Below are 19,203 nucleotides of genomic sequence, written 5' to 3'. Positions count from 1 at the left end.
TTTGTTATCTGTAAAATTAAATGATGAAAGCTAGCCAAACGCTGATGATCGTCAGCTTAAAAAGTGACTTTTAGTGCTTAAATGAAAGAGACTGTCTCAAAAGCCTCTTCTTAAACAGCCCTGCTTTTATTTACGGCTTGGAAACAACAGGGGGATACAATGGCCCTCCTGATATACCGAAAATATATGTTATTCATTCGCTAATCATTTTCCAGCTTATCCAGCCAGTTTTTCTTTAAGATTACCGATGTCACCGCGAAAATACTAAAGGCTATAAGCATAGGCCAAAGTTCTCTGACAACAAGGTAAATAGGCATAACCACCAATGTAAATTGCCAAACAACACCGATAACAATATTAAAAGTGTCACGGCCTGCATTATCATTAGGCTTGAAATCGGGATACCTTTGCATAGTCAGCTGCTTTACCGGTCCCCACCATCCCCATGGTCTCACATTTTTGTAAAAGTCAATCAATGTATCTTCATTATCAGACTTAGTAAGCAAAGAGCCTCCGATTGCCACTATTAATGAGGTAATAAGTATAAATGGGAATGCGTAAAGTGGCTGTACGTCGGGAAAAAGAAATGGCAACAGCAGGGATGCGACCAATCCGGCCATCATGCCACAGAAATATCCAAAGCCATTGAACCTCCACCAATACCACTTCAACAGATTGGCTGCGGTGTACCCGCCAAACAGAGCTCCGAATACCCATTGTGTAACTGAGTTGATGGAGTCTATCACAAATCCGAAAGAAATACCCAGCACGATGATTACCAGAGAGGCAATGTAACTCGCCCGTACGTAGAGCTTTCTGCTACCATCCGGTTTGATGTATTTCTTATAAATATCATTAACAAAATATACAGGAGCTGCATTGACTGTAGCCGCATAGGTTGACATAAACGCGGCTATTAATCCAGCCAAAAGCAGCCCTAAAAAACCGACAGGAATGAAATTGTTAATAGAATAAGGCAGGATCATCTCAAAATCAAAGCTCGTTTCCGTATTGATCTTTGGTCCGAGAAATACGATTGCCAGGATAGTGAGACCTGTCACCAGCATATACCGGGGGAAGTACATCACCAATGATACAAGGCCGCTCATTTTCGCGGCATCCTTGGCTGTTTTGGTCGCCAGTATCCGCTGCATATCATAATTAGGCACCGGCCCAGCCATACTTACCAGCACACCTTTGAAGATCATCATCATCACAAAGAATGAAAACCATGAGAAACCGTCTTCACTGATTTTATTATTGACGTCATTAATTATACCGGTCCAGTCCAAATCGAGGTGCGATCCGAAAAACACATTTCCCCATCCCTCAGGGATATGCTCCGCCAGCATTTCAGGACTCACGAGATTCATCGCAATTACACCTACTGCTACTGAGGCTATAGTCATGATCACAAACTGAATGAGCTCAGTGATTACCACACTATACATACCTCCTTTTATCACATATAGAGAGGTAAACCCAATCAGTATAAGTGCATAGGTATCAGGTGCCAGATCCCAAGGCAGGAAGGTTTGAGAAAATTTCCCTATGCCCTTAAAGGTATAAGCAATAAAACCCACCACACTGACCAGTGCGAAGATCACCACTACCAATTGTGAAAGTTCTGCGCCTTTACCATTTCCAAAACGCTTTTCAAGCCATTCAGCTCCCGTCATTACATTGGACCTCCTCAACCACACAGACAAATAAACCATCAAAAATATCTGATTGAACGTTGGCCATATCCATGGCAGCCAGGCACTTTTAAGGCCATATACGAAACACATAGATACGAGCCACATGGTACCTGTGATATCGAACATGCCTGATGCATTGGAAATACCCAATATCCACCAGGGAATAGTTTTACTTCCCAGAAAGTAGGCCTGCAAGTCCTTCGAGGCCTTCTTAGAAAAATAAAAACCCGGGGCAATGGTCAACACCAGATACCCAACAATGATTATTACATCAATCAGCTCAAGTTTCATATTTCAGCACAGGTATCAAAAGTCAATAAATGATCAGTTCTTTTTCTGCCTGTTGTAATCGTCTGTTTTTATTTACAACTGTTTTTATTTTACCAAGAATGGGGGCGAAATAGTAATCGGCAAAACGGTCTTTTCATTCGGGTACCTTCAGGTGTACATTCCTGACAACGACATTGGTTGTTAGCTCAAGGGTTGTGACATCTGATTCCCCACTAAATTCCATCTCTATTTCAGGCTTTTTCTATTTAATTTTCAGCTTCAAATAGTGATTATCCTCATAGATAACCTGCCCATCTTTTACAATCCGCGTAGTAAGCAGATGGCTGACTACTTTCCTTTGTATCAATTAATTGCTGCATGTAGTCTTAACACTGACCTGCTACAGTTGTTTCCGATAGTAAGTTCATACCGTCCTTCATATACTTTTTCCTTGAAAAGTCCAGAACATCCACTTAGAGAATTACAGAGTTCATCAAACCCCAATCTTCCTTTTCTGCATTTTTCAGAAATGCTTCATCTCTGGGGTACATACTACAGGCGAACATGAAGTCCTGCCAGGTCAGTATACCATGTATACCAGAAAGATCATAGAATTCATCATTTTCATGAATTCCTACTCTCCAAACACGAAGCATATTCATATTAGAAGCTACTGATTTGTCAAAAACCTCCTGACAATTCTCTTGAGTTACCCTATCCAGAAAGCTGCCAGAGGGTATACAGTTGGCTTCCAAATGAAAACCGGAATGTCATTACACTTAGCTTTTCTTCAGATTTATCATTACGGGTTCGAGAGCCTGTTTTGCCAGCAAACTAATCGTGGTGTACAAGTGCTCAATCTTATAGAAAGAGATGAGGCTATTGTAGAAAGTACCGAAAAAATCCTCCCTTTGTAGTACACTTTACTGAGTCATTTATCATTCCTGCAGGGATAGACAAAATATTCAACAAAGCACCGGCATTACTAAAAATATCCTATTTGAAATAACAGAGCTACTCAGCAGGTGATGTCTGCAAAGTAGCCTCTCGAGGAAGCTTAAAACTAAACACTGATCCTTTTCCTGGCTCACTGGATACTTCGACCTTAGACTTATGAACCTCCATAATATGCTTTACAATGGCCAGTCCAAGCCCAGTGCCTCCTTTTTCTCTTGAGCGGCTTTTGTCCACTCTGTAAAATCTTTCAAAGATCCTTTTCACATGCTCCGGAGGTATGCCTTCCCCAGTATCCCTAACTCGGGTAACTACATGAGATGTAGTAATTTGAAAGTCAATAGTAACCTTTCCATTCTTGTTGGAGTATTTTATCGCATTACTGATCAGGTTGGTCAGCACCTGATTTATCCTTTGCCAGTCTGCATAAACAAACACTTCCTCAGGGGCATGCTTTGATATTTTGAGGTTTATATCTTTCTTTTCTGCCTTGTTTTCAAACTGATCAATGACTTCTTCTGCCAACTGCCTGATATCGAAAGACTCAAAGTGCATTTTGATTTCCCCTGTCTCTATCTGTGACAGGGTAAGCAAGTCCTGCACCAGAATGTCCAGCCCATCCAGGCTTTTGGCAGCCTTTTTCAAAAACCTGTTTCTTACACTTTTATCCTTTACCGCTCCGTCAAGCAATGTGTGTACAAACCCCTGGGCTGCAAAAATTGGAGTTTTGAGCTCATGACTCACATCAGCAATAAACTCTCTTCGAAAGGCTTCCAGCTTTTTAAGTTCATCAATTTCCTTCTGCTTAAGTGCCGCATAGGAAAAGATCTCTTCATTGATCTTTTTTAGGGGATTAAACAAACCGGATTTATTCTGATCAATAGCAGTCAATTCGCTCTTCCTCAGGTTATCAAGTAAGTTGTATATCTTATTGATCTCTCGAAAAATCAGGAATTCCAGAATAATAAACCCCAGCAAGTAGGTAGAGGAAAGGCTGATCAGAAAAGTAACTACCAATGCACTGCTACTTACCTCTTTAAACAATGACAGAAAAGAGGTGGTAACTACTGCAATGCAAAAGGCCAGAAGCACTGCAATTAACCTGGAATTAAAAACCATATTTTAATTGAGACTGAACTTGTAACCTACACCCTTTATGGTTTTGATGTAGTCATCTCCTATTTTTTCTCTTACTTTTCTGATGTGGACATCCACAGTTCTGGCCAAAACATATACATCCGACCCCCAAATGTTCTGTAGCAGTTCATCCCTATCAAACACCTTATTAGGGTTTTGGGCCAGAAAATAAAGCAATTCAAACTCCTTTTTAGGTAGCGACACTTCATTTCCCTTCATTTGTACTGTATAGCTGGTACGATCGATCACCAGGTCACCTATAGAAATCTGATTGGTAACTTCTTTCTTCTTAGTATCTCTTCTAAAGAAGGCATTGATCCTACTCATCAATGCTCGCGGTTTGATCGGCTTAGTTATGTAGTCATCGGCACCAACATCAAAAGCTGCTACTTCTGAGTACTCCTCTGAACGTGCCGTAAGGAATATGATAAACGTGCCCGATATATCAGGTATCTCCCTTAGTTGCCGACAGGTTTCCACTCCATCTTGCCTAGGCATCATAATATCGAGCAAAATAAGATCGGGCTTGAACCTTTTGGCAATTTCAACACCTTTAATACCATCCAGAGCCGTCTTTACTTCATACCCTTGTTTTTCAAGATTGTATTTTAACAACTCAAGAATTGCTTCTTCATCATCCACAACAAGCACTTTATGGCCTTGCTTGTTTCCCATAGTTTATTCTCTTTGATTGAATTTCAGTTCAATATTACTACAAACAGTAAATAAAATTATAGAGAAAAATCCTTATTAAAAAGTTAATAAAGATAACTTAACAATTCCTTAATCAAGTCCTTTTTCATATTTGACAATATCTATTTCTACCGCACCCACAAACATTTCAGCCTTAATCTTTAGAGGCACTTTATTTCTATCATCCGATATCCATACTTTAACAGAATTCTCCCCATCAAAAAGACTATTCTCTGGCATTATTGGAGATAGCACAATAGACTTGATCACCCCAAGTTTGGTCTTTACATTTTCTCGTCCCACAAACCTGATTTCAAAGTCGTAAACCTCATCATCAAAGAAAGCATCAACCTTTATTATATCACCTTCTTTAAGCTTGTCAAACTCCAAGGTTCTGATATAGTAGTAGCCACTTACCAAATCCTGTACATCGGCAGGCACATCAAACGTTTCTATAGGCTTCCATTTCTGCTTCTTATTGTCAAAAGTTTTCACTTTAGCCTCCTTGGCATGGTGGTCGAAATTAACAATTTCATTTTTACGATATTTTCCCTCCTCTATTACCCTGTAGAACTTTTGAGTCACTAAAGCACTAGTATCCAGGTAAGTACCCCAATTATCTCTTATCCTCAAAAAGAGATCAAACATCCCTATCGACTTTCCGTATACATCGATCTTGAAACATGGCCTGTTATTTACATTGTATATCTCATCGCTGATCACCATCCTGCCCTCTGCAGCATGCACAAACCCATAATGAGCCTTGTATTCAATAACTTCTCCAGGTATAAAGCAGCTATTATTTAAAGTACGGTATTGATGCTGCCAATCACCCCTGATAAATGAGCAGAGCAGCATGAGAATAAGTATGGATAAAGGTATTCTTGTCATTAAGCTAGTTCTTCGCAGCTGAAATTTACAAAAAAGGATGTTTTTTCTTCAAATAAGCTATGAATTCGTTTAAGTTACTATTAAATTTTTGAGTATAAAGCTCGTCCAGGTTGTTTTGCTTTGATCTGTAGCGCATAAACGACATAAAATAAGTATTATTGGGCTGGTATCCCTTTACCCCCTGCAAGTAATCTGTCTTATTGAGTTTTAGCGTGTCTAACGACTGCATAATTTGGCTAATCATTTCTTTTTTCTTCCTCTTCTTTTCATCTTCCGCAATACCATCAAAAGAACTGTATAATACCTCAAGACTATCTGCACCCCTTAGTATGTGGGCTATGTAGTTTTGTTCATCTTCAACCTCCTTCACATATTCCTCATACTCGTATGATCGTTTCCCATACTTATCTTTTAAAAACCTATAAGTGCCTTTGTCTGCAATAAAAGAAGCCAGATTCTCATTAAATTCGACACTATCTTTAACAAAGATAGTTGCATGTACAAGTTCATGAATGATCAGGTTAGCCAGATCTCCAGTGGTTCGATTCAACATATTACTGAGGATCGGGTCATTAAACCAGCCCAAAGTAGACCAACCCCCTACTGTCCTTACACCTGCATCATACCCCTCCGCTATAAGTTCCTCCATTGTCGCAGTAGCATCATCCTCAACGAAAAACCCTTTGTAAGGCATGGTACCCACCACTGGAAATTTCCACTCCTTAGCCTCAAATGCATAGGGCTTACTCCCTGTAACCACCCAAAGTACAGGCTTACCACGCTGGTCGTACATGGCGGTATAATTATCACTGTTATTAAGCCCTAGCTCCTCTACAGCATACTTCCTTACTTCCTGTATTAAGTATAGCTTACTCTTAACGCTATCTGTAACAGTGGGGTCCGCAAGATAATCTTCTACCGGTCTTGCATTCCAAACAATATGTAACTGTCCTTTAGCCTGCTTTAAGCCATATACTACAAGTTCAAAATTCCAGATTATCAAAATTGCCACAATCACCATTATGGCCAACATAATTTTTTTGATCATCTATGACTCCTTTTTTTCAACAACAAAAAATCTGTTGAGTAATTGATATAAAACCCGTGAGAAAACTCAAAGTTCCCATTCCCAAGATCATAAAAGGGTTCAAACCTTGTAGTAAGCCAGATCTGATCTGTAACTTTGAGATTATGTGTAACCCTGAAGATCAACAACTCCCGTACTTCTTCAACGGTACCGGGACTCTTAAATGTGGATGAAACTGACGGATAAAGCTGCCCCCCGGCAATGGAGATAAATTCGTGTCCACGCCAATAGCTAGCCAAGAAGTCTACCTTAGCCCTGGTCTTCACCCCTGCATTTAAATACCATCCACTTCCATCTTCAAACACCTGTAGCCTTTCTGTAGAAAAGTCTTTATGGTTTACGTAATAATTATCTGTATGGATACTTTTCACAAAACTGCCCTGCTGATTTACATATTCCAATGTAAAGCCCACAGCCGTATTGGTATATGTTTGCAATGGTGCAGGGCTGCTATCTATCTGCCCTCCTCGGTGCATGACCAAAAACTGCAAGGGCACCGAAAGACTAAGCTGATCTGTTTGTAACACTTTATAATCAAAAGACAACCCTCCAGTAATTTCCTCCTGATCAAAATCTCCTTTATAGATCATATTCTGCCAGTTTACCCAACCATCCACAAATAAGTTATCTTTATCAACAATCAACTGAAAACCATTTTCTAACCTATCAACCAACACCTTCTCAAAATCATATAAAGGTTCGATAAGTCTATGAGAGACGCTTCCTTCCAAATTTCCAAAAATAACCTTGGTGTCACCATGAACATATTCAAGTGAAAAAACAGGGGCTATTTCGTTATAATCATCTCTCCCAAAATCCTTTTGAAGATAAACACCAGCAGTTATCTTAAAGTTTGGTGCCGGATTGTAACTTAAGTAGGGGTTAAGTTGATACCCGAATAGTGTGTAACCATCGGCAATATCATTAAAGTACTCATTATTCTTGGTGAAACCTAAACTGTTAAGACCTAAAAAAAGTGAATTCGAATCTGCAGGAACTACCTCTGACCGCTGTTCAAATTTTCTATTATCTAACTGCGCTTTTACCTGTAAAGAGGCCGCCAGGAGCATCAAGAGACCAAGTTTGAATTTCATATTGAGGTTTTGGCGCAATATAAAAAAGTGAGATCAAAAAGCGGGCTGGGTCAAAACAATTTTTGGATAGCTGTTTAAGTTTTTATGCCTAGAACTTAGTAACTTCACCGCTTTGAGGATTAATGATAACTACATTTAGTAATGGCTGAAAAGGACGAAAAATTAAAAGCACTTCAATTAACAATTGATAAACTGGAAAAAACCTTTGGAAAAGGTACAGTGATGAAGCTGAGTGATGAGCGGGTAGTGGATGTACCAGCCATCTCCACCGGATCTTTAAGCCTTGACCTGGCATTAGGTGTTGGCGGTATCCCTCGTGGAAGAGTTATTGAAATTTATGGACCTGAATCATCAGGTAAAACGACCCTGTCTATGCACTGCATAGCTGAAGCTCAAAAGAAAGGCGGCCTTGCTGCATTTATTGATGCAGAGCACGCATTTGACAAGGTATATGCAGAAAAATTAGGTATTGACACCGAAAACCTCCTGATCTCTCAACCTGATAGTGGGGAGCAGGCTTTGGAAATCGCAGAACACCTGATCCGTTCAGGAGCCATCGATATTATAGTTATTGACTCTGTAGCCGCCCTTGTTCCTAAAGGTGAACTTGAAGGCGAAATGGGAGATAGTAAAATGGGTCTTCAGGCACGACTAATGTCTCAAGCCCTGAGAAAGCTTACCGGCACCATCAATAAGACCGGTTGTGCCTGTATCTTCATTAACCAGTTAAGAGAGAAGATTGGTGTAATGTTTGGTAATCCGGAAACTACCACTGGTGGTAATGCCCTAAAGTTTTACGCTTCAGTACGTCTGGATATTCGTAGAATTGGCCAGATCAAAGAAGGCGCTAATGACATTACCGGTAACCGTACTCGTGTAAAAGTGGTAAAAAACAAAGTTTCCCCTCCTTTTAAAGTGGTTGAGTTTGACATCATGTATGGCAAAGGAATTTCAAAAGTCGGAGAAATCATAGACCTTGGGGTTGAACTTGAGGTAGTCAAAAAGGCTGGCTCATGGTTCTCATACGATGGCAATAAATTAGGACAGGGAAGAGATGCCGTAAAAAACCTGCTTGAAGATAACCCTGAATTAATGGAAGAGCTTGAAAACAAGATCAAAGCGAAAATCAAGGGTGAAGATCTTGAAAAACCTATTCCGGCACAAGAATAGACTTACCCGCTTCTTACAATTAAAGAACACTAAAAACTATAAAAAACCCCGGTTCAAGATTATTGAGCCGGGGTTTCTTTTTTAATTAGATCTGTTTAATTAGATCTGATAGCTATTACCGGATCCAGTCGGGCCGCCAAGGCAGCCGGAATAATTCCCGAAACTGTACCTATGCCTGCCGAAACTCCCAGCCCTAGCACAATATTTTTTAATGAAAGCACCACTTCAAGGTTGCCAATAGGTATAAATGTGATCAACAGCACCAGAATCAGCCCTGCAGCCCCCCCAATAACACTTAAAAAGATTGCCTCAAATAAAAACTGAAATAAGATAAAGTAGTTTTTAGCTCCAAGAGACTTTTGTATACCAATAATATTGGTTCTTTCCTTCACCGACACAAACATGATATTAGCAATACCAAAACCTCCTACCAATATTGAAAACCCTCCGATGATCCATCCGGCAACGCCAAAGACATCAAACACACCTCCGATTACATTGGCAATTGCCTCAGGTCTGTTAAGTGCAAAGCTATCATCCTCCCGAGGCTTTAGTCCTCTCCTTGTTCGCATCAGTCCGGTAATTTCATTTTCAAGTTCTACCAATCCCACATCGGCATCATATCCTTTAATTCCTATGGAGGAGCCAATCTCATTTATAGCCCCGGTTCCTGTTTGGTAGAGCTTTCTAAATGAATTGTAAGGGATAATGGCAGTATCATCGTTACTAGGTGTTCCTAGAAAACTCTCGCCCTCCTTCTTCAGCACTCCGATCACCATAAATTTCAGACCACTCATTTTTACCTCCTTACCTACAGGATCTTCATTTGGAAATAAATTCTGTCCCAGATTATTACCAAGGATCACCACATTACGACCAGACTCCACCTCTGTCCTGGTAAAATACCTCCCCCTGGTTATGTTGATTTCAAAGATGTCGCTATATCCAAAACTACTGCCGCGCAAGTCTACTTCGCTTATGCTGTTATTCTTTCTTTTAATTGTGATATTGCTTCTAACTGCAAATATGGCTATACCACTCTGATGCTTAAGGTTAGCCTGTAAAAACTTATACTCATTATAGCTGGCATTGGGACGACTCATAAAGTCCCACCATTTATATTCACCATTAGCATCTGGTGTATACGGCCATTTTTCAACATATATCACACCAGCACCAAGAAATGAAAAGCTTTCCTTAATATTCTTTTCAAGTGAATCGACCAAAGTAAATACAGCAATAATGGCAAAGATTCCGATGGTAACGCCCAGCAAGGATAGCACCGTTCGAAGCAAATTCATCCTTAGCGCATTCCACGCAAACCTGAAGCTTTCTAGTATAAGTCTTAATATTAACACTATTATAATTTTATTTTAAAGTATGTAATAAGCGAACCTCAATTTGTCAAATAAATGCATATCTTTGCAAGCTAATTTTTTTATAACTAACCTTTTATTTAATACCGTAATATTAAATATGAAATTATCAGAATTCAAGTTTGATCTACCTATCGGGCTGGTTGCCTTATATCCGGCTGAAAACAGGGATGAATCTCGCCTAATGGTAGTACATAAGGATACCGGGGAAATTGAGCACCGTACATTCAAGGACGTTGTAGAATACTTTGACGAAGGCGATGTGCTTGTCAACAACAACACAAAAGTATTCCCTGCAAGATTATACGGTAATAAGGAGAAGACAGGAGCAAAAATTGAAGTCTTCCTACTCAGGGAACTTAATCAGGAAATGCACCTTTGGGACGTACTTGTTGACCCTGCACGTAAAATCAGGGTAGGTAATAAATTATATTTCGGTGAAGGTGACCTTGTTGCTGAGGTAATTGACAACACAACTTCTCGTGGAAGAACTATCCGATTCCTTTACGATGGAACGGATGAAGAGTTTTACAAAACAATAGACAGCCTCGGAGAAACACCTCTTCCAAAATATATAAAAAGAGAAACAGAACCCGAAGATCGTGAGCGTTTCCAGACCATTTATGCCAAGCATAAAGGAGCTGTAGCTGCTCCAACTGCCGGACTACATTTCACAAGACAATTGATGAAGCGTCTGGAAATAAAAGGTGTAGACACCACCAGCATTACACTTCACATCGGACTGGGCACGTTTCGCCCTGTAGATGTTGAAGACCTCACCAAGCATAAAATGGACTCTGAGAATTTCAGAGTAGATGAGCAAACTGTTAGCATGGTGAACAATGCTCTGGATAATAAGAAAAGGGTATGCGCAGTAGGCACCACCTCCATGCGAGCGCTGGAATCTTCGGTATCAGCAAGTGGCAGGCTTAAGCCTAAAGAAGGATGGACTGATAAGTTTATCTTCCCTCCTTATGACTTCAAGATCTGCAATGCCATGATCACCAACTTCCATATGCCTGAGTCGACATTACTTATGATGGCCGCAGCATTCGGAGGATATGAGTTGATAATGAAAGCTTATGACACAGCTATTAAGGAAAAATACAGGTTCCTGACCTATGGCGATGCCATGCTCATTATTTAAGTTAAAAAATCATATAATTTAGTCGGATGGTCCCAAGCCATCCGATTTTTTATTTATGGCTACTCAAGAATATGCAATAATAGTCGCCGGAGGAAAAGGCTCCAGAATGAATAGCGCCACACCTAAGCAATTTATGCTATTGAATGGCATCCCTATTCTCATACACACCATCAATGCTTTTTTTGAATATTCTGATCAAATAAAAATCATCCTTGTGCTTCCGCAAAATGATATTGCCACATGGGAAGGTCTGTGCGCAAAATACAGATTTAAAAAACCACTACAAACAACCGTAGGAGGCACATCAAGATTTGAGTCCGTAAAAAAAGGATTAGCGCAGATCGAAAGAGAAAATGGGCTGGTAGCAATTCATGACGGGGTACGCCCCCTGGTATCCCCAGATATCATCGCTACTTCATTCAAACTTGCTGCCGTACATCAAAGTGCCATAGCTGCAGTAAGGCTAAAAGAGTCTATCAGAATAATCAACCAGGATATCACCAAAGCTGTTGACCGAGCCAATTACAGACTTATACAAACTCCTCAGACTTTTGCGTTGAGCTTAATCAAGCAGGCATATGAAATAAAAGAAGAGGCTAGTCTAACAGATGACGCCAGTGTGGCCGAGCGTGCAGGCTATACAATCTCCCTTTTCGAAGGAAGTTATGAAAATATAAAGGTGACTACACCAGAAGATATTGCCGTAGCAGAGGCTTTACTCAATTACAGAAAAAACAAAGGCTGACCAAATTACTTGCAGTAAAGCCAGCCCAATAATATCATACTAATAGAAGTCTATATCTATTAAAATCAATATTCATCTTCATTAAAAAAGAAATCTTCCTTGGTCGGATAATCCGGCCAGATCTCTTCGATATTCTCATAAGGCTGACCATCATCTTCCAACTCCTGCAGATTCTCCACTACCTCTAATGGCGCTCCTGTCCTAATGGAATAGTCAATAAGTTCATCCTTGGTAGCAGGCCAAGGCGCGTCTTCCAAATACGATGCTAATTCTAGTGTCCAATACATAGATAAATCCTCCTACGATTTATACTTCTGAAATTTCGTGCAAAAATAAAATTAAAATGATCAAATCAAATATTTTCTTGATTTATTTATCTCTCGCCTCAATTCAGAATGTGAATGATTAACTTACCGCTGAAACGTAATGCTTTTTCTAAAAGTTTACAAACGTTTATTTTTTTTCTTTTAAAATTTTTCATTGTTAGGCAGCATTCCGTAGCAAAACGATAAATTTGTTATTGAACAGCATTTAAGCGTAGAACTATGAGTGACGAAAAAATAATATTTTCAATGGCGGGAGTAAATAAAATTTACCCGCCTAATAAACACGTATTAAAGGACATTTACCTTTCGTTCTTCTATGGAGCCAAGATTGGTGTATTGGGACTTAATGGCTCAGGTAAGTCATCCTTGTTACGTATTATAGCAGGCGTAGATAAAGACTACAAAGGCGAAGTAGTATTTGATGGCAGCTATTCCATTGGTCTGCTGGAGCAGGAACCTCAACTTGATACTTCTAAAACGGTAAAAGAAGTGGTTGAAGAAGGTGTAGCTGAAACTGTAGCGTTGCTGAAAAAATTTGAGGAGATCAATGAGAAATTTGCCGACCCTGCTTTAATGGAGGATCCTGATGCCATGAATAAGCTGATTGAGCAACAAGGTGAAGTACAGGAAAAACTGGATCAGCTCAATGCCTGGGAGCTAGACAGTAAGCTTGAGAGAGCCATGGATGCACTTAGAACCCCTCCGGCAGATGCAAAAATAGAAAACCTATCAGGTGGAGAGAAAAGACGTGTGGCCTTATGCAGGCTACTACTACAAGAGCCTGACATTTTGCTGCTGGATGAGCCCACCAACCACTTGGATGCTGAATCCGTGCACTGGCTGGAACAGCACCTACAGCGCTATGAAGGAACAGTAATAGCGGTAACGCACGACCGATACTTCCTTGACAATGTGGCAGGGTGGATTCTCGAATTAGACAGAGGTGAAGGCATCCCCTGGAAAGGCAACTATTCTTCATGGTTAGACCAGAAACAAAAACGCTTGAGTCAAGAGGAAAAATCTGAGTCAAAGCGTCAAAAAACACTGGAGAGAGAACTCGAATGGGCACGAATGTCTCCTAAAGGTCGACACGCTAAAGCTAAAGCCAGGTTAAATGCCTACGACAAACTTCTTAGTGAGGAAAGCAAAGAGAAGGAAGCAAAACTGGAACTATTTATACCTCCTGGTCCAAGACTTGGCGACAAGGTAATTGAAGCTCATGGGGTAGCTAAAGCCTTTGGGGATAAATTGCTATACGAAAACCTGGAATTTTCATTACCCAAAGCTGGCATTGTAGGAATTATAGGCCCCAATGGTGCTGGTAAGACCACTCTTTTCAAAATGATAACCGGGCAGGAAAAGCCAGACGAAGGTACATTTGAAGTAGGATCAACCGTTGAAATCGCTTATGTGGATCAAGAGCACAATGACCTAAAACCAGAACAAACTGTATGGGAGGCCATTAGTGGAGGTAACGAACTTATCAATATGGGTGGCAAGCAAATCAACAGCCGTGCATATGTAAGCAAATTCAACTTCAGCGGCGGTGATCAGCAGAAAAAACTTAAAGAACTGTCTGGTGGAATGCGTAACCGCGTACACCTAGCCATAGCACTTAAGCAAGGTGCCAATCTCCTGCTACTGGATGAACCTACCAACGACTTGGATGTAAACACATTAAGGGCACTGGAAGAGGCTTTAGAAAACTTTGGGGGTTGTGCGGTGATCATTTCTCACGATAGATGGTTCCTGGACAGGGTATGTACCCACATTCTTGCTTTTGAAGGTGATTCACAGGTAGTTTGGTATGATGGTAACTTTACCGAATATGAAGAAAACCGAAAACAACGCCTTGGGGATGAAGGTCCTAAACGAATCAAATACAAGAAGTTAGTAAAATAGGCTGCTTCTTATATGGATAGCCCGCAAAGTAAAGGGAAAGTGTATACCATAAAAGGTTCTTCCATTAATTTGCTGGCTTTCCTTTTTCTTATTCCAATCTTTCTGATTTTTGCTGTACCATATATAAACCTATATGGCTATCTAGCATTTCACCATGGCCTAACCAGCTTCATCAGCATATATTTCCTCATCACGTTCCCTCTAGGCATAGTTTTACATGAATTGCTGCATGGCGCCGTTTGGGCAAGTTTTGCAAAAGAAGGGTTCAAATCTATTAGCTTTGGATTTAACAGAAAAGCCATGGCCCCATATTGCCACTGCAAGGAACCCCTTCAAGTTAAGCACTATGCCCTTGGAGGTGCGGCTCCTGGACTATTAATGGGTATTATACCTGCCATCACCGCAATAATCATAGCTAGTGACTGGCTTCTGATATTTGGCATTTTCTTTACCTTGGCGGCCTCAGGTGACATTATATCGCTTTGGATGCTACGCAAATTGGATAGTTCAGTATGGGTAAGTGATCACCCCAAGGAAATTGGTTTTTACGTATCCAGTGAATAGTACCGACTTTTTAGATTCCATAACAACGTTTTCTATTATAAATTTTATTAAATTATCAATGAGGCTGCACCTCAAAAGTTTCCTTCAACAGTTTTCTGTATGTCACCAGAAACTTTGGCTCACTTATCACTTTTGAGAACAGGCCAGATAAACTGAAATCCGCACACTCATGAAAACGCTATACATTGTCAGGCACGCGAAATCCAGCTGGGACCACCCTCAACTTTCTGATAAAGACAGACCGCTAAGCAAGCGGGGTGAACGTGACGCCCCCAAAATGGGTCAAAGATTATATAACAGAGGCATTTCCCCCGACTTAATACTCTCAAGCCCGGCAAATCGAGCTATTACTACCTGCAAAACCATTGCCAGAGCATTGGGTTACCCATTAGAAAATATTGAAATAGACGACCACCTTTACCATGCCAGTGAAGACTTGCTCCTGGATATTGTTAATAACACAAATGACATATGGCTTTCTCTTATGATATTTGGTCACAATCCAGGATTTACAGATTTTGCCAATAGCCTGACTGATGGAGATTTGGACAACATCCCAACCTGTGGCGTTTTTGCTTGTACCTTTGAAGTAGGTAGCTGGCAGGAGGTGGGTTTTGGCAATGGCAGCTTATTGTTTTTTGACTACCCTAAAAAGAAGATTTATTAAAAAAGGTTTTTCTTCATTACACCCTTCTCCAAAAAACGTATTCCAAAAAACAGTTTCGCATTACCTGTTTGGCCGCTTACATCTATATCATCAAGTCCGTAGCTTACCGATTGGGTCACCATACTAAAGCCACAGAAAAATTTTTCACTGTTATAGCCTATGGCCACCCGACCTCCTATAACTGGCCGGATCTTAACTGCATTTTCGGTTTTCTCAGTGGTGGTTGATCTTGTCCATATATTAGCCGGGCCTGCAGACAGCGAGAGGTTAAGGTAGAAGTCTTTCAAAACAAAGTTATGTGCATACCCAGGAAGAACGCCTAAGGTAGTGAATTTCCCGGCTATCACATGCCCCTCCGACGTACTTGGGGACTGATCTGAAGCAGGCATCAGTGCTGAATCAGCACTAAACTTGAAAATTCCGAAAGTAGTACCTAGCAAAAAGGACCCGGCACTTTTTTTCTGCTTATCCGCCTGCATGTAGGAAGACCTATATGAAAATTTTTCATGGTTAAACATATAAAACCCATTAAGCTGAAAATTCACAATTTTCAGATCCTCCCTTTGGATAAATGGGTTATCACTTTTCCATTCAAGAAATTTCTCATCCGGGTCTTTAATATAAAAACCTTCATAATTCTGGTATGCAACATCAGCTCCCCAACGTTTTGTATAAATATTGGTTTGGAAATCAAAGGCACTTGTTTCTCCATACTTCTCCTCATCTTCTGCACTTGATGGCAACCTAAAAGATAGCTCAAGCCCCAGATTGAACATATACAGTCCAAGGCCAAGATATGTATTATTAATTGGCTCATACTCTACAGATTGCCTATCTCTCTGCTTGTCCTCTACTCTCATGTTCATGTTGCGCACAGTAAGTATAGGCTTTAAATAAAAACGGTCAGGGAACTCCTGTATATAGGTTTCCCTGACCAATGTTGTACTATCCGTTTGCGCAGTCAAAGGACCTGACAAGCTAATCATAGCAACGGTTAAAAGAAGTAACTTCTTCAACTTAATAGCAGATTTTAAAGTATGTATTCACTCAAGTCTTTATTTTTAACCAAACCAGACAACTTATCTTTAACCATTTCTCGGGTAACTATTATTTTGGCGTTTGGCCCTATCTTATCAGGAACATCAAATAAAAATTCATTGAGCAACTGGCTCATCACAGTGTGCAACCTTCTTGCCCCAATATTCTCAACTTCTGTATTAATAAAAAATGCTGTCTCTGCTATTTCCTCCATTGCTTCTTCCTGAAAAGAAAGCTCAACATCCTCAGAGGCTAACAATGCTTCATATTGTTTAGTCAGCGCATTTCTGGGTTCTTTCAATATATGGAAGAAATCTTCCTTGGTCAGGTTGTCCAACTCCACCCTGATAGGGAAACGCCCCTGTAATTCCGGTATCAGGTCTGACGGTTTAGCAATATGAAAAGCTCCGGCTGCTATAAAAAGCACATGATCTGTTCTCATTAAGCCGTACTTTGTATTTACGGTACTACCCTCTACAACAGGCAGCAAATCGCGCTGTACCCCTTCACGGCTTACATCAGGACCTCCTCCACCTTTTTTGCTGGCTCCCCCGGCAATCTTATCTATTTCATCGATGAATATGATACCTGTATTCTCCGCTTTTTTAATTGCCAGGTCTTTCACCTCATCCATATCAATAAGTTTGGACGACTCTTCCTCCATCAATATTTTTCTGGCTTCAGCGATAGTAACTTTTCTTTTCTTATTCTTCTTTGGCATCATACCACTGATCATTTCCTGTAGGTTGATCATAGAAGATTCGTCCATCATACCTCCACCAATCATTCCCACACCAGCATTGGCGGGTTTCTGCACGTTGATTTCAATCTTTCTGTCTTCCATTTCTCCATTTTTGATCTTTTCACGGAAGCGCTCTCTTGTTTTTTCGTTTAACTCCTGCTCCGTCTGAGGCATCTCTTCTTCTACAGAAGTCGTGGCTGAGGACGGGCTCCTGTGGCTGTAACTATTGCTCTTCATTGGTGGTATCAGGATATCGAGAATAATATCTTCTACAATCTGCTCAGCCTTAACTTTGACTTCCTCTTTCTTTTCTTCCTTAACCAGGTTTACAGACTGCTCCACCAAGTCCCTGACCATGCTTTCCACATCGCGTCCAACATAACCTACTTCGGTAAACTTCGAAGCCTCCACCTTGGTAAATGGTGCATTGGCTATTTTGGCCAGTCTTCTGGCAATTTCGGTCTTACCTACACCCGTAGCTCCTATCATTAAAATATTGTTAGGAACAATCTCCCCCTGCATATCAGTCTTTACATTCATTCTCCGCCAACGGTTACGCAGTGCTATGGCTACGTTGCGTTTAGCTTCCTTCTGCCCTATAATATATTTATCTAGTTCTTCAACGATTTGCTTTGGTGTAAAGTATGTTTTCTGATCAATCATGATTTACAATTTTCCTTTTCTAAAAAATAAGTTTGTATTGGCTGTAAGAGTAAAATTATTTGTGGCTCCCGCAGCATGGTACCCCCCTCTACTATATGCAAACTCAAATGCTTTAACTCTAAACATGAGTCCAAATGAAAAACCAGCCCCTCCTGAAGTGCTTTCTAACTTTAACTCTTTTCTAATCAAATGGTTATAACCTACCCTTAAATTTACATTTTTTGTAAGTAGTAATTCTGTCCCTATTACAATATGTCTGAAGATTTTATCAAAAGCTCCGGGTTCATCTTCAGCCTGCATTTTAGTGGCATCGTAATAACTAATATCTCCCCGGTACATGTTATATCCTGTAAACGAGAACCTGAAAGGCATATGACTTGGCTTAAAACTAGCCCCCAACTGCACATCAAATGGCAATTTAGCATTATCACTGTCAGTATACTCCGATACCACCAAACCCATGTTTTTCAACACCATCCCTGCTGTAAGCTTTTGGGATGGATGCTTAAAAACACCACCGACATCCATTGCCACAGCATTTGAATAATAGCCTGTAATAGAGGAGTTGATAAACTTCAGACTAGCACCAAGTGTGAATGAGCCCATTGTGTGGCTTCTCCCTACATAAATGACAGTTTCACCAGCATCCACCTCTCCAAGGTCAACACCTGTATCATCAAAGCTCTCAATGGTTCCATAGTCGAAATGATTGGCCCCAAAAAACCACGCCCCATATTTACCTAAGTCATGCTGATATGCAAATGAAAAACTATTGATATCAGCAAAGTACGAAAGATAATTAAATGAAAGCAGACCGGACAGCGTATCTGACGTCAAAGCGGGATTGCTATAGACCATATTGATATCGACATCTGCCAGTGATACGTTTACCCCTCCGAGTCCACTAGCCCTTGCTGAATAGGGTATATTTAAAAATTCATATGACCGTTGTCCTCCCACCTGTGCAGTTGCTATGCTACAGGTAACTAACAGGCAAACAACGGCTATGATCTCCTTAAGCATCAAATATAGGTGCT

The 19,203-nt window shown here is 40.4% G+C and carries 19 protein-coding genes; 7 read left to right on the top strand and 12 right to left on the bottom strand.

Going from position 1 to position 19,203, the window contains the following annotated elements:
* Positions 1-200: 200 nt before the first annotated feature.
* Positions 201-1,991 carry a sodium:solute symporter family protein gene (locus JMN32_RS04075; RefSeq protein WP_202855012.1) on the bottom strand — a complete coding sequence of 597 codons (1,791 nt, stop codon included), beginning with the start codon at positions 1,989-1,991 and terminating at the stop codon, positions 201-203.
* A gap of 452 nt (positions 1,992-2,443) precedes the next feature.
* Positions 2,444-2,725 carry a hypothetical protein gene (locus tag JMN32_RS04070; RefSeq protein ID WP_202855011.1) on the bottom strand — a complete coding sequence of 94 codons (282 nt, stop codon included), beginning with the start codon at positions 2,723-2,725 and terminating at the stop codon, positions 2,444-2,446.
* A 12-nt stretch (positions 2,726-2,737) separates the two neighbouring features.
* On the opposite strand from JMN32_RS04070, the gene JMN32_RS04065 reads away from it, so the two are divergent.
* Positions 2,738-2,887, top strand: coding sequence for a hypothetical protein (locus JMN32_RS04065; protein ID WP_202855010.1), 150 nt, complete (start codon positions 2,738-2,740; stop codon positions 2,885-2,887).
* Positions 2,888-2,984: 97 nt separating this feature from the next.
* On the opposite strand, the gene JMN32_RS04060 is transcribed toward JMN32_RS04065, so the two are convergent.
* The 5 genes from JMN32_RS04060 to JMN32_RS04040 form a co-directional block, all read right to left on the bottom strand.
* Positions 2,985-4,043: a sensor histidine kinase gene (locus JMN32_RS04060; RefSeq protein WP_202855009.1), complete on the bottom strand. Its 1,059-nt coding sequence runs from the start codon at positions 4,041-4,043 to the stop codon at positions 2,985-2,987.
* A gap of 3 nt (positions 4,044-4,046) precedes the next feature.
* The gene (locus JMN32_RS04055) at positions 4,047-4,736 is read right to left on the bottom strand and encodes a response regulator transcription factor (RefSeq protein WP_202855008.1); all 690 of its coding nucleotides are present in this window, start codon (positions 4,734-4,736) and stop codon (positions 4,047-4,049) included.
* 108 nt (positions 4,737-4,844) lie between these two features.
* Positions 4,845-5,645, bottom strand: a complete 801-nt coding sequence (locus JMN32_RS04050; protein ID WP_202855007.1) for a DUF3108 domain-containing protein — start codon at positions 5,643-5,645, stop codon at positions 4,845-4,847.
* A gap of 25 nt (positions 5,646-5,670) precedes the next feature.
* Positions 5,671-6,693, bottom strand: a complete 1,023-nt coding sequence (locus JMN32_RS04045; protein WP_202855006.1) for an aminopeptidase — start codon at positions 6,691-6,693, stop codon at positions 5,671-5,673.
* Positions 6,690-7,826: a hypothetical protein gene (locus JMN32_RS04040; protein ID WP_202855005.1), complete on the bottom strand. Its 1,137-nt coding sequence runs from the start codon at positions 7,824-7,826 to the stop codon at positions 6,690-6,692. The genes JMN32_RS04045 and JMN32_RS04040 overlap by 4 nt, the downstream gene beginning before the upstream one ends.
* Positions 7,827-7,967: 141 nt before the next feature.
* Between JMN32_RS04040 and recA the strand changes: the two genes are divergently transcribed.
* Complete coding sequence (recA, locus tag JMN32_RS04035; protein ID WP_202855004.1) at positions 7,968-8,996, top strand: recombinase RecA; 1,029 nt, start codon at positions 7,968-7,970, stop codon at positions 8,994-8,996.
* A gap of 95 nt (positions 8,997-9,091) precedes the next feature.
* On the opposite strand, the gene JMN32_RS04030 is transcribed toward recA, so the two are convergent.
* Positions 9,092-10,354 (bottom strand): ABC transporter permease, encoded by a 1,263-nt coding sequence (locus JMN32_RS04030; RefSeq protein WP_202855003.1) that lies wholly within the window; start codon positions 10,352-10,354, stop codon positions 9,092-9,094.
* 118 nt (positions 10,355-10,472) lie between these two features.
* Here JMN32_RS04030 and queA point away from each other — a divergent pair, with 118 nt between their 5' ends.
* Positions 10,473-11,519, top strand: a complete 1,047-nt coding sequence (queA, locus tag JMN32_RS04025; RefSeq protein WP_202855002.1) for a tRNA preQ1(34) S-adenosylmethionine ribosyltransferase-isomerase QueA — start codon at positions 10,473-10,475, stop codon at positions 11,517-11,519.
* Positions 11,520-11,574: 55 nt separating this feature from the next.
* Positions 11,575-12,264 carry a 2-C-methyl-D-erythritol 4-phosphate cytidylyltransferase gene (locus JMN32_RS04020; RefSeq protein WP_202855001.1) on the top strand — a complete coding sequence of 230 codons (690 nt, stop codon included), beginning with the start codon at positions 11,575-11,577 and terminating at the stop codon, positions 12,262-12,264.
* A 65-nt stretch (positions 12,265-12,329) separates the two neighbouring features.
* Here the strand turns inward: JMN32_RS04020 and JMN32_RS04015 are convergent, their stop codons facing one another.
* Positions 12,330-12,551: a DUF2795 domain-containing protein gene (locus JMN32_RS04015; protein ID WP_009578808.1), complete on the bottom strand. Its 222-nt coding sequence runs from the start codon at positions 12,549-12,551 to the stop codon at positions 12,330-12,332.
* A gap of 258 nt (positions 12,552-12,809) precedes the next feature.
* Between JMN32_RS04015 and ettA the strand changes: the two genes are divergently transcribed.
* The 3 genes from ettA to JMN32_RS04000 all read left to right on the top strand — a co-directional run bounded on the left by ettA (position 12,810) and on the right by JMN32_RS04000 (position 15,723).
* Positions 12,810-14,492 (top strand): energy-dependent translational throttle protein EttA, encoded by a 1,683-nt coding sequence (ettA, locus tag JMN32_RS04010; RefSeq protein ID WP_202855000.1) that lies wholly within the window; start codon positions 12,810-12,812, stop codon positions 14,490-14,492.
* 12 nt (positions 14,493-14,504) lie between these two features.
* Positions 14,505-15,056 carry a DUF3267 domain-containing protein gene (locus JMN32_RS04005; protein ID WP_202854999.1) on the top strand — a complete coding sequence of 184 codons (552 nt, stop codon included), beginning with the start codon at positions 14,505-14,507 and terminating at the stop codon, positions 15,054-15,056.
* Positions 15,057-15,225: 169 nt separating this feature from the next.
* Entirely contained in the window at positions 15,226-15,723 is a 498-nt protein-coding gene (locus JMN32_RS04000; RefSeq protein WP_202854998.1) for a SixA phosphatase family protein, read from the top strand.
* Here the strand turns inward: JMN32_RS04000 and JMN32_RS03995 are convergent.
* The 3 genes from JMN32_RS03995 to porQ are packed head-to-tail and all read right to left on the bottom strand — an operon-like array spanning position 15,720 to position 19,189.
* The gene (locus JMN32_RS03995) at positions 15,720-16,739 is read right to left on the bottom strand and encodes a DUF4421 domain-containing protein (protein ID WP_202854997.1); all 1,020 of its coding nucleotides are present in this window, start codon (positions 16,737-16,739) and stop codon (positions 15,720-15,722) included. The genes JMN32_RS04000 and JMN32_RS03995 overlap by 4 nt on opposite strands.
* A 14-nt stretch (positions 16,740-16,753) precedes the next feature.
* Positions 16,754-18,166 (bottom strand): ATP-dependent protease ATPase subunit HslU, encoded by a 1,413-nt coding sequence (gene hslU / locus JMN32_RS03990; RefSeq protein WP_202854996.1) that lies wholly within the window; start codon positions 18,164-18,166, stop codon positions 16,754-16,756.
* A 3-nt stretch (positions 18,167-18,169) separates the two neighbouring features.
* Complete coding sequence (porQ, locus tag JMN32_RS03985) at positions 18,170-19,189, bottom strand: type IX secretion system protein PorQ (protein WP_202854995.1); 1,020 nt, start codon at positions 19,187-19,189, stop codon at positions 18,170-18,172.
* Positions 19,190-19,203 lie beyond the last annotated feature (14 nt).

It is taken from the genome of Fulvivirga marina (assembly GCF_016775155.1).
Classification (GTDB): domain Bacteria; phylum Bacteroidota; class Bacteroidia; order Cytophagales; family Cyclobacteriaceae; genus Fulvivirga; species Fulvivirga marina.
Note: the sequence above shows the minus strand (reverse complement) of the source record. Positions and strands in the feature narration are given on the sequence as shown.